This window comes from Trueperaceae bacterium (assembly GCA_036381035.1).
GTDB lineage: Bacteria > Deinococcota > Deinococci > Deinococcales > Trueperaceae > DASRWD01.
In genome coordinates this window covers 25,892-40,039 of the sequence record DASVDQ010000130.1, presented here as the reverse complement: position 1 = coordinate 40,039, position 14,148 = coordinate 25,892, and the positions used below count along the sequence as shown (strand labels likewise).

General features: G+C 72.2%; 10 protein-coding genes. 1 reads left to right on the top strand and 9 read right to left on the bottom strand.

What is annotated here, in order from left to right; all coding sequences use genetic code 11:
* Positions 1-116 precede the first annotated feature (116 nt).
* The 5 genes from VF202_14540 to VF202_14520 all read right to left on the bottom strand — a co-directional run bounded on the left by VF202_14540 (position 117) and on the right by VF202_14520 (position 7,138).
* The gene (locus VF202_14540) at positions 117-1,760 is read right to left on the bottom strand and encodes a PDZ domain-containing protein (protein ID HEX7041332.1); all 1,644 of its coding nucleotides are present in this window, start codon (positions 1,758-1,760) and stop codon (positions 117-119) included.
* A gap of 169 nt (positions 1,761-1,929) precedes the next feature.
* Complete coding sequence (locus tag VF202_14535) at positions 1,930-3,675, bottom strand: M28 family peptidase (GenBank protein ID HEX7041331.1); 1,746 nt, start codon at positions 3,673-3,675, stop codon at positions 1,930-1,932.
* 19 nt (positions 3,676-3,694) lie between these two features.
* Positions 3,695-4,582 carry an ABC transporter permease gene (locus tag VF202_14530; GenBank protein HEX7041330.1) on the bottom strand — a complete coding sequence of 296 codons (888 nt, stop codon included), beginning with the start codon at positions 4,580-4,582 and terminating at the stop codon, positions 3,695-3,697.
* Positions 4,579-5,496, bottom strand: coding sequence for an ABC transporter permease (locus VF202_14525; GenBank protein HEX7041329.1), 918 nt, complete (start codon positions 5,494-5,496; stop codon positions 4,579-4,581). The genes VF202_14530 and VF202_14525 overlap by 4 nt, the downstream gene beginning before the upstream one ends.
* Positions 5,497-5,575: 79 nt before the next feature.
* On the bottom strand, positions 5,576-7,138 hold the full coding sequence (locus VF202_14520; protein ID HEX7041328.1) for an ABC transporter substrate-binding protein: 1,563 nt from the start codon (positions 7,136-7,138) through the stop codon (positions 5,576-5,578).
* Between the two features lie 311 nt (positions 7,139-7,449).
* Here VF202_14520 and VF202_14515 point away from each other — a divergent pair, with 311 nt between their 5' ends.
* Positions 7,450-7,881, top strand: coding sequence for a hypothetical protein (locus VF202_14515; GenBank protein HEX7041327.1), 432 nt, complete (start codon positions 7,450-7,452; stop codon positions 7,879-7,881).
* Positions 7,882-7,909: 28 nt separating this feature from the next.
* On the opposite strand, the gene VF202_14510 is transcribed toward VF202_14515, so the two are convergent.
* The 4 genes from VF202_14510 to VF202_14495 form a co-directional block, all read right to left on the bottom strand.
* Positions 7,910-8,821, bottom strand: a complete 912-nt coding sequence (locus tag VF202_14510; GenBank protein HEX7041326.1) for a glycosidase — start codon at positions 8,819-8,821, stop codon at positions 7,910-7,912.
* Positions 8,822-8,826: 5 nt separating this feature from the next.
* Positions 8,827-11,403, bottom strand: coding sequence for a hypothetical protein (locus VF202_14505; protein ID HEX7041325.1), 2,577 nt, complete (start codon positions 11,401-11,403; stop codon positions 8,827-8,829).
* Positions 11,403-12,728, bottom strand: coding sequence for a hypothetical protein (locus tag VF202_14500; GenBank protein ID HEX7041324.1), 1,326 nt, complete (start codon positions 12,726-12,728; stop codon positions 11,403-11,405). Before VF202_14500 ends, VF202_14505 begins: the two co-directional genes overlap by 1 nt.
* 67 nt (positions 12,729-12,795) lie before the next feature.
* Positions 12,796-14,121, bottom strand: a complete 1,326-nt coding sequence (locus tag VF202_14495; GenBank protein ID HEX7041323.1) for a sugar ABC transporter substrate-binding protein — start codon at positions 14,119-14,121, stop codon at positions 12,796-12,798.
* Between the last annotated feature and the right edge of the window lie 27 nt (positions 14,122-14,148).

The window sequence follows — 14,148 nt, the reverse complement described above, 5'->3', positions numbered from 1 at the left end:
TAAGTCTGATATGTGGGCCGCCCTCCCAGTCCGACGCCGGGCGCGGGCGCCCGCGGCGGTCGTGGGGGACGGGCCGGACGGCGCCGGCGGCGACCGCGCGCCGGCCCGGGCGCTCCCTACTCCTCGCGGTCCTCCGCGATCGCCGTGGCGACCACCGCCGCCGCGGCGCGGAGCCTCTCGACGTCCGCCGCCAGGTAGGCGGCGCCGCGGCGGCGGGCGGCCAGCCGCACGCACCCGAACGTGCGGCCCGAGGTCTCGACCGGCACCGTGACGACGCTCTCCCCGGTCCACACGCCCACGGTGCCCAGCGTGCGCGACTCGCCGCCGGCCTCGAGCTCGGCGGCGCCGCCCACCGCGTCGAAGGCGCGCACGGCGTGCTCGAGCAGCCGCCTCATCGCCGGGCCGGCGTCGACCTCGTGGAGCCGCGAGGTCACCTGCGCCTCGAGGTCCTTGAGCGCGCGGTCGGCCCGCGAGGAGTAGCCGAAGCGCGCGTCCACGGCCTTCTGCAGGGCGTCCTTCACCGGCGTGAGCAGGGCGACGACGAGGATGCTGGAGAGCACCGGCGCCGCGCCAGAAGACGCTCCCAGCAGGCTGTCGAAGAGGCCGCGGAGCAGCGTGACCGAGGCCGCGAACACGCCCGCCAGGATGGCCGTGAGCGGCACGTACACCAGCGTGCGGTTGATGATCAGGTCGATGTCGTAGAGGCGGTGCCGCAGCACCGCGTAGGTGAAGGCGACGGGGACCCCCAGCATGAGGACGTGGTTGACGATCGAGCCGGCGAACTCGTAGACCGACCGGCTCTGGAACGTGCTCACGAACTCCAGCGGGATGTAGTAGGCGTACTGCACCAGGAAGGCCGTGACGAGCCCGTACACCAGCCACTTCGTCTGCTGCCTGGCGGCGGGGTCCGTCGACCGCCTGAAGCGGGCGACCTGGGCGGTCACGGCGATGCCGAACACCAGGAAGTCGATGAGCACCCAGAACGGGGTGGCCATCAGCGCGTACGACGCCGGCAGCGGGGCGACCTTGAAGGCGATCCAGGCGAGGCCGACGAACAGGTACCAGCGGGCCCAGCGCGGGGACAGGCGGCCGTCGGGGAAGACCAGCAGCACCAGGAGGACGGCCACGTGGTAGGCGGCGGTGACGGCTAGCCCGAGCGGTCCGTCGGCGAAGGTCAGGGCCGCGTTGGCGCGGGAGTTGAACACGGCGATCAGCACCAGCGTCAGCCAGACCAGGGCCGCGACCCAGTTGTCCGGGCGGCGCAGCGCGATGATCCCCGCGGGCACGATGTAGGCCGCCACGAACAGCGCGCCGACGACGATGAGGATGAGCGCGTAGGTCCGGGGGGAGATGCCGAGCCGCTCCGACGCGGGGTGCGTGCGCACGAGCTCCACGTCGGCGGTCCCGCCGTCGGCCCTCTCGACGGTGAGCGTCATCGGCTCGCCCGGCGCGCCCCGCATGCGCGCCACGAGCGCCGCCGTGGCGGACGACCCGACCGGCTCGCCGTCCACGGCGAGCAGCACGTCCCCAGCTCGCACGCCGGCGGACGCGGCGGGGCGCCCGGGGATGGGCTGCAGGGCGACCCGCCCCTGGAGGTCCTGCTTCAGCAGGACCCCTACCGTGCCGGAGCTGAGGAGGCGGTAGCTGGCCGGCACGCTCGACGCGAACAGCGCCGCGATCGCGAGGAGGGCGGCGTACCAGGACAGCCGCAGCAACGTCGGCAGCCAGGAGCTACCGGGCCTCAGGAGGCGGGTTCCCATGGGTTGGACCGCCCCGGGGCGGCCCGGCTGGGCGTGCATCATCGGCGTCGGGGACGCGCGCTCTCGGGCGGGCATGCGGCTGGCCAGGCCGACCCGGGCCCCCGCAACGACCCGCTGCGCAGCTTCCTCGCCGCCAGCATAGGGGACGGGAGGCGTCCCCGCGCGCCGCTCACCGCTCCGTGGGGGCGGCTGCCTTCCCTAGCTGTTCCGCGGCCTCGCTGGCGACCCCGGTCGCGTTCCGCAGCGCGAAGCGGACGCGGTTCACTGTCCTGTGCAGCCGCGTGGCCATGGCGTGGGCCAGGGGGTCGCCCTCCGCCAGTTCCGCCAGGCGCTCCAGGTCACGCAGCGCGGGCACCGGCACCAGAGGCTCGGCGAGGTCGCGCTCGAAGCGTCCGCTCTCGTGGAAGGCCACGGGGACGAGGTGGCGCGACAGCGCCAGGAGGGCCCGGTTCGCGACATCGTCGGCCTCGGCGCCGGACCCGTCGAGGGCCTCGTGGAAGGCGTAGACGGCGTCCCGGGCCCGGGCGACGTCGCCTAAGAGCCCGCGCAGGTCGAGGTGCCTCTCCGCGGACGCGGCCCGGGCCCGGATCGTCGAGGCGATCTCGTCGATCGCCGGCCGGTAGTCGAAGGGCAGGCGCGGCGCGGTGAGCAGGCGGTGCAGGGCCGAGAGGTAGATCTTCGTGTCCCTGACGAGGAAGGCCTCGTCGACCTTGTCGACGGTGTCGTCGGGCGTGTGCCACCACCAGCCCAGCCCGCCGGCGCGCCTGCCGCCGGTCTTGAAGCTGATCGCGTCCGCAGAGGAAGACGCCTCCTGCTCGGAGAGCGTCCCGAACACGGAGTTGAGGCCGATGGCGTAGAACGACTGGTCGGCGAAGCGGCCGATGCGCTTGCCGTCGAACTCCTCGCCGGTCACGGCCGTCACGGACGCGGCCGCCAACGCCTTCGTCTGCGGCATGACGGGCGCCTCGGTGACGACCGTCGCGCCCATACCGCCCGTCGAGTCGACGAACACGTGGGCCACGCAGTGCTCGTACAGGTCGAGCCAGCGGTCGTCGGCGTACCAGGCCGACCCCGCGAAGCGCCCGTGCGAGTGGCCCGACCAGAAGGCCACCCTCAGGCCGCGGCGCAGCTCGCCGGCGCTCTCGGCGAGCAGCCGCGCGACCTCCAGCGTGGTCGCGTTGGCGCTGCCGTTGTCCATGGCGCCGTGGTACCAGGAGTCGATGTGGCTCGAGAGGAGCACGTAAGGCTCCCGCGGCGCCGACGGGAGCTCGGCCGTGAGGAGCGGGACCTCGCGCCACTCGGTGAGGACCTCGGTGTGGACGGTCACCTCGACGGGTCCCGCGGCCAGCAGCTCCCGCAGCCAGGCCGCGTCCGAGCGCCTGATCGCCAGGCTGGGCGTGCACGGCATCAGCGCCAGGCCCTCCTCGGTGGGGTTGCCCCACACCGGCGACACGCTGGTCTCGTGGAGGTGGTCGTCGTGCACGTGGACCTGCCCGACCGTGCCGCGGCCCTCCCACTCGCGCACCGAGACCCCGCTCGCCATGCCGTCGACGAGCACGATCGCGCCCGCGCAAGACCCCGCGGCCTCACGCTCGCGCGCGTCGACGAGCCGGGCGGTGAGCCCGTCGGGGGGAGTGCTCGCGGCGAAAGCGTGGCTGATGCCCGCGATGGTCCGCTCCTGGCCCGCGACGCGCAGCACGGCCGGTCCCGGGAGGCTTATGTAGGCGCGGTGGTGGGTGAGCTCGGTCTCGTAGCCGTACTCCCTCAGCCGGTCCCGCACCCACTCGAAGCTGGCGAGCTCGTCCGGCTCTCCCGACAGCCGGACCCACCGCGCGATGGCCCTCGTGGCCTCCATCAACCTGGGCCCGGAGACCTGGGAGAGCAGGCGCGCCTCTGAGGGATGGGGTTCGCTCATGTCTTGCCTTTCTCGCGGCCTAGCCGCGGTGCGCCCTGGGGTCGAGCGCGTCGCGCAGGCCGTCGCCGAAGAGGTTGAACGCGAGGATCGCGATCACGATCACGGTGCCGGGGAAGATCGAGACGTGCGGCGCGCTGCGCAGGTAGCGCCGCCCCTCGTTGAGCATGGCGCCCCACTCGGGCGTGGGCGGCTGCGCGCCCAGCCCGAGGAAGCCGAGGTACGAGGCCGAGAGGATCGCCGTGGCCATGCTGAGCGTGACCTGGACGATGATCGGCGGCAGGGAGTTCGGGAGGATGTGCACCCACAGGACCCTAGGGTGCGGCGCCCCCAGCGCTCGCACGGCCTCGACGTAGACCTCCTCGCGTACGCGCAGCACCTCGGCCCTGATCAGGCGCGCGAAGACCGGCACGAGCGAGACGCCTATCGCGATCATCGCGTTGCGCAGGCCAGGGCCGAAGATCGCGATGACGAGGATCGCCAGCAGGAGCGGCGGGAACGAGAGCAGGAAGTCGATCACGGCCGAGAGGACGCGGTCGACGCGCCCGCCGGCGTAGCCGGCGGCCATCCCCAGGGGCATCCCGCCGAGGAGGGCGATCCCCACCGAGATCACGCCGATCAGCACCGAGATGCGGGCGCCGTAGATGGCGCGCGAGAACAGGTCGCGCCCCAGGTGGTCCATGCCGAACCAGTGCTCCCACGACGGCGGGGCGAGGCGCAGCCTCAGGTCGGTGGCGTTCGGGTCGTAGGGCGCGATGAGCGGCGCGAGCAGGCCGGCCAGGAGCAGCAGGAGCAGCAGCGCCAGGCCCGCCTGCGCGGCGCGGTGGCGACGGAAGCGCCTCAGCGCCCTGGCCGACGGGCGCTGCCTCCCGACGGTGGCCGCCGCCTCCGCGCCGGCGTCGGCGCTCACTGGCTCACCTGCGGGTTCACGAGCGGGTAGAGGAGGTCGGTGACGAGGTTCACGAGCGTGAACGACAGCGCCATGACCATGACGATGCCCTGTATCACCGGGTAGTCGCGCTGCGCGATCGCCGTGACCAGGTAGCTGCCGAGGCCGGGCAGGCTGAACACGGTCTCGGTGAGGATCGCCCCGGCGAGCATGCGGCCGAACTGCAGCCCGGTGATCGTGATGATGGGGATGAGGCTCGCCTTGAACGCGTGCTTCAGCACGACCCGGTGTGGCGGCAGGCCCTTGGAGCGCGCCGTGCGGACGAAGTCCGTGGCCAGGCTCTCGAGCATGGCGCTGCGTGTCTGCCGCGCCACCACGCCGGCCGAGAAGACGCCGAGGCTCAGGCACGGCAGCACGTAGTGCCTCCAGGTGCCGATGCCGCCGGTCGGGAACCAGTCGAGCCGCAGGGCGAAGACGATTATCAGTATCAACCCCGACCAGAAGATGGGCATGCTGACGCCGAGGAGCGAGACGACCGTGGACGCGTAGTCGACGACGGTGTAGGGGCGGACGGCGCTGGCGATGCCGGCGAGCAGGCCGATGAGGAGGGTCACCGCTATGCTCCCCAGCGCCAGCGTGAAGGTCACGCCCAGGCGGGAGGCGAGCTCGCGCACGACCGGCTGTCGCGAGCGGATCGAGTCGCCCAGGTCGCCCCTGACCAGGTTCGACACGAAGACGCCGAACTGTACGGGGAGCGGGCGGTCCAGGCCCCACTCGCGGCGCAGCCGGTCGAGCGTCGCGGCGTCGGCGAAGTCGCCGGCCATGATCACCGCGGGGTCCCCGGGCACGAGGCGTATGGCCACGAAGACGAAGGCCACGACCGCCAGGACCGTGGGGACGGCCAGGACCAGCTTCTGAACGGCGTAGCGCCACATTCTCGGGGGCTCGGGGGCTGCCGGCCGCGGCCCGTGGGCGGGGGCGCCCCGCGGGCCGCGGCCTTCGCGGTGTCGTCGGCTACTCGATCGACACGGTGTAGAGGGGCCGCAGGGTGCTGAGCGGGGTGATCACGTCCTCCATGCCCACCACGTCGCTGCGCGCCGCCCAGAGCTGCGGCTGCTGGTACATCGGGACGGCCGGCAGGTCCTCCATCAGCACCCGCTGCAGGTCCCTGAGGAGCTCGCGCCGCGCGTCGGGGTCCGGCTCCGTCTGCTGGGCCGCGTAGAGGCGCTCGAACTCCTCGCTCACGTAGTAGGTGGGGTTGTTGCCCGCCGGCGGCATCTCGGCGGCGGTGAACACGCCGATCGCGCTGTCGGGGTCGCCGTTCACCGAGCGCCACCAGGTGAGGTTCATCTGCGTCTGCGACTCCTCGGGCGGCTGGCGGATGTACTCGGAGAACTGCGCCCACTCCATCGCCCTGATGTTCGCGGTCACGCCGATCTCGGCGAGCTGGGCCTGGACGATCGCGACGACCTCGCTGTCGAGGAGGTAGCGCCCGGCGCCGTAGGCCAGCTCGAAGGTGAGGTCCGGGACCCCGGCCTCGGCCAGCAGCTCCTTGGCCTTCTCGGGGTCGTACTGGTAGACGTCGAACTCGTCCGTGTAGGCGAACGTGCCCGCCGGCACCAGCGAGTGCGACACGGGCGCCGTGCCGAGGAAGATCGCCTCGTCGATGGCCTCGCGGTCGATGGCGTAGGCCATCGCCTGGCGCACGCGCGGGTCGTCGAACGGCGGCCGCGAGGTGTTCATGTTCAGGCGGATGAAGCCGGCGGACGGCGGGTTGATGACGGTGACGTCGGGGTTCGAGGACAGGCGCTCGGCCTCGATGGGCGCGAAGGCGTGTATGACGTCGACCTCGCCGGCCTCGAGCGCCGCCACGCGCGCGGCCTCGTCGAGGATCACGCGGAACTCGACGGTCTTGACCTTCGGCGCGCCGGCCCAGTAGTCCTCGAACGCCTCCAGCACGAGCCTTTGGCCGGGCACCCACTCGACGAACTGGTAGGGGCCGGGCCCGACGGGGTGGAGGGAGAACGCCTCGTCGCTGCCGGCCGCGTCGTAGGCGTCCTTCGAGTAGACGCCGATGAGCGTGTAGGAGAAAGTCGCCAGCAGCGGCGCGAACGGCTCCTCGGTGGAGACCTGCACGTGGTAGTCGTCGAGGGCCGTGACGTCGGTGACGACGGCCAGTGACGAGCGACCTATCGATATCTCGCGGAAGCGGTTGATGCTCCACGCCACGTCCTCGGCGGTGATGTCGGTGCCGTCGTGGGCCTTCACGCCCTCGCGGATCTTGAAGATGAGGTTGCGGCCGCCGTCGGTGTACTCCCAGGACTCGGCCAGCCACGGGATGATCTCGCCGTCGCGCTCGAGCACGAGCGGGTCCGCGATCTGGGCGACGGCGCCGAACGCCGGCAGGCCGCTGCCCTTGTGTAGGTCAGGGATCGTGATGTCTATGGGCAGCGCGATGACCAGGCGGTCTCGCGACTGGGCCGTCGCGGTGCTCAGCATCGCGCCGACGGCCAGCAGCAGGGCCAACACGAGCTTGTGCGGGAGAGGGAGCCTACGCGCGGACAGGGACTGCGTCACTCGAACACCCTCCTTGCCCTCTGGCCGTCCCCCGTGCTGATGCACGGGGAGGACCGATGCGCTGTGCAGCGGCAGCCAGAGCTAGCGAGAGCAGAATCATATACGGCCCCGCTCAGGGACGCGACGGGCGGGCCGGCTGGGTTGGGCGGGCCGGTCCCTGAAGGGCGCCGTCGGTCGGTGGTCTCCGCGGGTACCACCCGATCCGCCCTTGTGGAACCCCCGACTTCGCGGGTCACCGGTCCGCGGTTAGACTCGGGCGCCCGCGCCCCGGGCCTCCTCGGGGCTGCGGCGCAGCGAGAGGCTACGCACGCATGCACACCGGCGCCCCGTCCACGGGCAGCCCGCAGCAGGCTGACTCCTGGGCCACGAACCCCCTCAACCCGCACCGCATCCGCGACTCCCGCCTCGCCGAGGAGGTAGAGCTGTTCCGCGAGCTCGAGGCGCACGCCGCGCAGGACGCCGAGCTGAGGCTCGCGTTCCGCGCCGCCAGGGCGCTCGCCGAGGACCTCCAGGCCGCGCGGCGGGAGTTCTGCCGGGCGGCCCCGCCCGGCACGCTCATCGAGCGGGAGCTGCTCGCGCTCGAGCGCCTCTCGCCGTGGGGCGGCGACCCGGCGTTCGACGCCGGCGAGTACGCCGCCGCGCTCCGCGCCGCGTCGACGCCGCTGGAGCGGGCGCGCGGGGCCTACTTGCGCGCGATCGCGGCGGCGCACGAGGCGTACGCCGCCGCCTTCAGGGAGCTGTAGGGGGCGGGTCCCGGCCAGCCCGCGCTCCTCACCCCTCCGCGATCGTCCACGCGAGCAGGTCCTCAAGCGGCGCCGTGGCCAGGCCGATGACCCTGTCGGCGCCGCCGTAGTAGAGGTAGACCTCGCCGTCCACCACCGGGTTCGCGGTGCCGAAGACGACGTTGGGGACGTCGCCCTTCATCTCCCATGTCTCCTGCGGCTCGAGCACCGGCTCCCGGGGCCGCTTCAGCACGCGCCGAGGGTCCTCGAGGTCGAGCAGCGCCGTTCCCATCTTGTAGACGTGCGACTCGTCGTAGCCGTGGTAGATGATCAGCCAGCCCTCGTCGGTGCGTATGGGCGGCCCGCCCGCCCCGATGCGCTTGCCGTCCCAGCTCCCCGGTCGCGGACGCATGACCTCGGCGTGGTCGACCCACCTGCGCATGTCCTCCGAGAACGCCAGCCATATCGACGGCGGTCGGCGGTGGAACGTCACGTACCTACCGCCCACGAGCTCGGGGAAGAGAGCGTGGTCCTTGTTGTCCTCGCCCACCACGACGGGCCCGATGCGCTCCCAGGTGATGAGGTTGTCGCTCACCGCGTACATGGGCGTGATGCCGGTGGCGGTCTGCCCGACGCCGGGGTGAGCGCCGGCACGTCCGTACGCGGTGTAGGCCATGTAGAAGCGCCCGCCCAGCTCGGTGACGCGGGGGTCCTCGACGCCCCTGGCCTCGTACTCCGCCTCCGGCTCGAGCACCGGTCGCTGGAGCCGGTTCCAGTGCACGCCGTCCTTCGACACGGCGTAGCCGATGCGCGAGACGTAGTCCGTGCCCTGGGCCCGGTAGTGCATGTGGAAGAGGCCGCCGTGCACCACCACCGACGGGTTGAAGACGTTGAGCGCCTCCCAGTCGTTGAGGACGTTGGGCTTGAGGACGGGGTTGGCCGGGTGGCGTGTCAGCTTCATCTGGCTCACTCCTGGGCTGGCGCCGCCAGCGTCAGCGCGAAGAGGTGCATGGTCTCGCGGTCGGGCAGGTCGACGCGCACGAGCACGCGCTCGGGGTCCACGGGCACGACCTGGTGGAGGATGCGGCAGGTGATGCGCTCGAACATGCCGCTGGTGCCGCGTCGCTGCGCGAACTCCACGCCCACGGCCTCGCCGTACCGCGGCGGCTGGCACCAGTCGGAGAGGCCGAGGGTCACGGACGCGCTCGAGCCGTCCTCGTACACCAGCGTCACGTCGGCCTGGTAGTTGCCCTGGTCGGACGAGCCGAGGAGGTGCACCTCGCCGTAGCGTCCCGGCGGCACCTCGAGCCTCTGGCCGAGCATGACGACGTTGTTCAGCAGCGTGTCGGTGGGCGGGAAGACGAAGGGCACGCCGCCGGCGTCGAAGCGCGACGAAGGGTCGGGCGCGAACTCGGCGGGGAACGTGGCGCCGTAGACGCCCGAGCGGTTGTCGAAGTTGCCGCGCTGCGGGCGAGAAGGGGTGGAGAAGGCGTCGGCGTTGAAGGCCGGGGTGAGGTCGAGGGCCAGGTAGGCGCCGTCCGCGAACGCCGTATCGAGGGCCAGCAGCGGTCCCACCCTGGCGGTGGCCATGCCCAGGTCGGGCAGTGGTGAAGCGTCGGGCCACTCGAGCAGCGCGAAGCCGTAGGGCGGCAGGAGCAGGCCGCCGGCTGCGCCGCTCGCCACCCGGTTCGCGCGGGCGTCGTAGGCCTCCACGGCGGCGCCCTCCGCCGCGGCCAGCGGCGGGACGAGCTCGGCGGCGACGGGCTCCTCCGCCGGCGACCAGCTCTTGACGAGGAGCAGGCGCGAGCCCTCGCGCCCGTAGAGCTTCCACTCGATCACCGGCCTGAACACCAAGGCGTCGAAGCGCAGGTCGCGCCCGGCCTCGTGGCTGACTGTGAGGCTCAGCGGTCCCTGCGGGAGGCCCACCGTGCCCAGCTCCCTCATCACGAACCGCGACTCCCGAGACGGCGTGGTGGCGACGGTCCCCAGGCGCTCGCGGCCGACGAAGACGGTCGCGCTGGCCTCCCAGGGGTCGTCGCGGTAGAGCGCGTAGACGACGTAGCGGCCCGCCGCGGGCACCTCGGCGCGCAGCGACAGGCTGGCGCCCGGCTTCAGCACGGCGGCGAGCTGGCCGCTGGCGGTGGCGTCGACCTCGGTGGCGGGAGCCTCGCCGAAGTCGGTGCCGCTCTCGGCCTCGACGGTCAGCTCGGCGTGGGACTCCAGCCAGACGTAGTCGAGCATCGCCCGCGCCGCCGGACGCGCCTCGGCCTGGGTGAGGGCGAGGATGCCGGTGATCGTGGACTCCGCGCCGGCGTTGCGGTTGATCACCCCCCGCTCCAGCCCGTCGTAGACGCGCCCCGTCTGCGGGTCGTACATCGCCTGGCGCAGGCCGTTGTTGCCTAGCAGCCAGCCGGTCGTCAGCCCGCCGAGCCTGTCGTAGACGTCCTTGCCCGTGGCGTCGGCGAGCGCGAAGTAGCCGCTGGCGATCGCCTCCATGCCGTAGGCGATCTGCGGGTAGACGCGCACGGCCGGGTTCATGCTCGTGTAGGGCCCCCTGTCCACGAGCAGGTGGACGAAGAAGTGGCCTGCCTCGGCCTCCGCCGAGGCCAGGTAGGTCGCCGACGCGTCGGGTTCTACCTCGGCCGCGGACTCCGCCGCTCGCGCCAGCGCCTGCGTCTGGCGGCTGCCCCAGGCGTGCCAGTCGAGCGGGTCGCGGGCGAACGGCATGTGGGCGAGGAACGGATAGGTGCCCTCGGGGCCGTACTGGAGGGCCAGGAGGCCCTCGGCGACCATGCGCTGCAGGCGCCTCACGCCCTCGTGCTCCTCGGACCGCAGGAAGATAGAGAGACCCAAGAGAAGGTTCGACGCCACGTCGGCGCCGTCGTCCGGCAGCCAGGCCGGGGCCTCGAGGCCGTGGCGCGCGACGTAGGTGCCGTAGGCGGGGGCGACCTCGGCCTCGAAGGGCGCGACGCCGCGCAGGAACGCCTCGCGCAGCTCGGCGGCGAAGGCCGGGTCCGCCTCGGCGAAGGACCTCATCCCCTCGGCCAGCGCCCACAGGGCCCTGGCGGACCAGAACCCGGCGCCCTTGCGACTGGTGATGCCCAGCCTGTTGATCGTGCCGTCGGCGAGCACGAAGTTGTAGAACTCGCCGTCCTCGGCCTGCATGGCCAGCACGTAGCCGAGCAGGCCCCTCGCCAGCTCGAGCGAGCGCTGCGAGCCCGTGGCCTCGTGGTGCCTCAGGTACGCCACGACGGCGCGCGCCACGTCGTCGAGGTCGGTGACGCCCTCGCCGGGCGCCTCGCGCCCCACGTAGGCGTCGGGGTCGGTGGGGCTCGGCTCGGCGTAGACCCACACGCCCAGGTGGCGCTCCCCCTCGACGTCGAACTCGGTGGTGAGCGACTCGAGGTGGGAGAGGTTCGTCAGCGGCTCCTCCGGCCAGCCGGGCGCCTGCGCGGCGGCCGTGGCCAACGCCAGCAGCGCCGCGGCCAGCACGCGTGAGGCGGGGGCGCGCCGGAGCGCGCCCCCTTCGCCTTCAGCCGGCATCACTCCAGGGCGACCGAAGCCAGCTCGGCCTGGCGGTCGCGCGCGAAGCGGATCGCGTCCTCGGTCGAGCCGGCGCCGAACGCGCTGTACGCCATATGGAACGTGGCGGTGTCGCCCGGCAGGTAGTGGTTCGGCGTGCTCGGCGTGACGTTCGCGGTGGCCTCGTAGCCGGCGAACTCGTCGGCGGTCCACTTGAACACGCCGGTGCGGAACTCCTGCGACTCGAAGACCCAGGTGCTGCCGGAGAGCCAGGCGTCGTAGTCCTCGATGACCTCGGGGGTCCGGTAGGAGAGCTCGGCCACGCCCACGCCCAGGCTCGGGCTGTAGTTCGCGCGCCACGGCTCGGCCGAGGCGAAGATGTAGGTCGCGCCCCAGTAGAGCGGGCTGAGCGTGTCGTTGGCGGGGAAGGCGAGGTAGGTCTGGCCGTCGACGGTGGTCGTGGCGTTCCGCTCGGCGAAGTAGCCCTCGGGCGTCGTGCCGAGCTGGTCGGCCCAGATCAGGCGCCGGAACACGGGCAGGACGTGCACCGAGTCGAGGTCGGCCTGGGTCATCACGGCCGTGGCCATGCTCTGCAGCTTCATCATGTCGCTGTAGCCGCCGAAGCTCACGTCGTTCTGCACCTCGACGTCGCCCGTCGCCCAGACGTGCGTGACGAGGCGCTGCCTCAGGCCCACGAAGCGGTCGCTGGCGTACTCGGCGACGACCGTCACGCGGGCCGGCCCGGCCGGCAGGACGGTGGTGCCGACGTGGCGCATGCCGCCCGCCTCGAGGTTCGTGTACTCCTCGTGCGGGCCGAGCTGCTCGTTCGCCCACCAGGTGCTCTCGGGGTAGCCGCTGAAGCGCAGGATGCCGATCTCGTTCGCCATCAGCGCCTGCGTGTCGCCGAAGCCGACGATGCGCGCCAGGCCGTGCGCCGGCACCTCGACGACGAAGCCATCGGCGAGCGAGGAGGTGATCACGGCGGGGTCATCGCCCGCGACCGAGAGGGCCGGCTCGTAGCTCGCGCCCTCGCCCGGGGCGTCGGCGATCTCGATCGTGGCCGGTCCGGTGGCGAGGAAGCCGAGCTGGTCGCCGGCCGAGAGGCGTCCGTTGAGGTCGACGTCGTCGATCTGGTAGGGCACCTCGGCGCCGTCCACGCTGACCTTCAGGCTGGTCCAGTCCATGGGGAACTCGGCGCCGATGGCGTCGCGCAGCGTGAGCAGGTCGATGCTAACCGGCACGGGGCGCCCGGTGAGGGACTCCAGGTTCACCGTCACCGTGCGCGTCTCGGCGAGTGCCGTCGCGCAGAGCGCGAGGGCTGCCAACGTTGCGAGGGTCCTTCTCATCCACTGCCTCCTTGGTCCGTCTGCGCCGGTCCTCGCCCGGCGCGGTGGGTCCTCGATGCGAAGCCGTTCAGTAGAAGCCGCTGATGATGTCGCGGGCCCGCTGCGCGGCGCGGCGCAGGCCCTCCTCGGGTGACCTCACCCCCTGCACCACCGCCGCCTCGTACTCGCGGCTGATGGCGCTGTAGATCTCGATCAGGTACGGGGTGTCGTCGACGCCCCGCGTGCGCTGGGCCTGCTCCAGGAACGGCGGGAGGTGCGGCTGGCTCGCGATGATGTCGGCGAACAGCGGGTCCTCCTCCATGCCCAGCCGGTAGGGGATCTGGCCGGTGATCTCGAGGAACAGCGCGTCGTTCTCGGGCGAGAGGATGAACTGGATGAAGCGCCACGCGTCCTCGGGGACCTGGCTGTTCGTGAAGATCGCGATGTTCTTCGGGTCGCCGTAGGTGTAGACGGGCTTGCCGGCCAGGCGGTCCGGCACCGGCGGCGGTATGAGCCCGAACCTGAAGCCCTCCGGCGCGTTGTTCTCGTAGAAGGGCATCGTGAACGGCCCGGCCTGCTCGACGAGCACCGTGCCCTGGAAGAAGCGGTTCTGCGCCGACTGACCCTTCGCCGCCAGGCCCTCGCGGAACAGGGTGGCGAGGAACTCGAACACCTCGAGCCCGGCCTGGTTGTCGAAGATCACCCTGCCCTCGTCGTCGAGCAGGGTCTGCCCCTCGGACGCGGCGATGTAGAGCGTGTAGAAGTCGAAGAAGCGCTGCCACCAGGTGACGTCGACGGTGGGCGAGTAGAGGTACTTCTCGCCGCCCCACTTCTCCTTGACCTTGCGGGCGGCCTCGAGGAACCCGGAGTAGGTGGCGAGGTCCTCTGGCTCGATGCCGGCCTCGGCCAGCAGGTCGACGTTGTAGGCGAACATCACGGGGTTCGACTTCCACGGCACCTGGTAGACGTGGCCGCTCGGGTGCGTGTAGAGGTCGAGGACGTCCTGGCCGGAGCGCGCGACCATGAAGTCGACGAACCCCGGCAGGGTCTCGTGCTCGTAGAGGCCACCGGCCTCGACGTACTGGCTGATCGCGCCGGGGTAGATGTTCGCCGCCACGTCTGGCGTGGTCCTCGCCGCGATGGCCGCCAGCAGCACCTCCTCGGTGGAGCGGCTGGCCGGCAGCGGCTGCATGCGCACCTGCAGGTCGGGGTTCGCGGCGTTCCACTCGTCCACGATCCGGCGCGCGAACTCGATCTCCTCGGGGTTGGACGACGGCCAGAACGTCAGCGTCCTCTGCGCCGCGGCCAGGCCCGGCAGCGCCAGGGCGGCGGTCGCCGCCAGGGCCGCCAGGGCCGGCCACGGACCGCGCCTGGTCCGGGCCCCTGTGCCTGCTCCCTCTCTCACGTGTGTCACCAGGTCCTCCTCCGTCCTCGGTCCCCC

Excerpts from the sequence above, each read along its gene's own strand:
- VF202_14540 (HEX7041332.1), bottom strand. The coding sequence starts at position 1,760 with ATGGGAACCCGCCTCCTGAGGCCCGGTAGCTCCTGGCTGCCGACGTTG.
- VF202_14505 (HEX7041325.1), bottom strand. The coding sequence starts at position 11,403 with ATGCCGGCTGAAGGCGAAGGGGGCGCGCTCCGGCGCGCCCCCGCCTCA.
- VF202_14500 (HEX7041324.1), bottom strand. The coding sequence starts at position 12,728 with ATGAGAAGGACCCTCGCAACGTTGGCAGCCCTCGCGCTCTGCGCGACG.
- VF202_14525 (HEX7041329.1), bottom strand. The coding sequence starts at position 5,496 with ATGTGGCGCTACGCCGTTCAGAAGCTGGTCCTGGCCGTCCCCACGGTC.
- VF202_14535 (HEX7041331.1), bottom strand. The coding sequence starts at position 3,675 with ATGAGCGAACCCCATCCCTCAGAGGCGCGCCTGCTCTCCCAGGTCTCC.
- VF202_14510 (HEX7041326.1), bottom strand. The coding sequence starts at position 8,821 with ATGAAGCTGACACGCCACCCGGCCAACCCCGTCCTCAAGCCCAACGTC.
- VF202_14515 (HEX7041327.1), top strand. The coding sequence starts at position 7,450 with ATGCACACCGGCGCCCCGTCCACGGGCAGCCCGCAGCAGGCTGACTCC.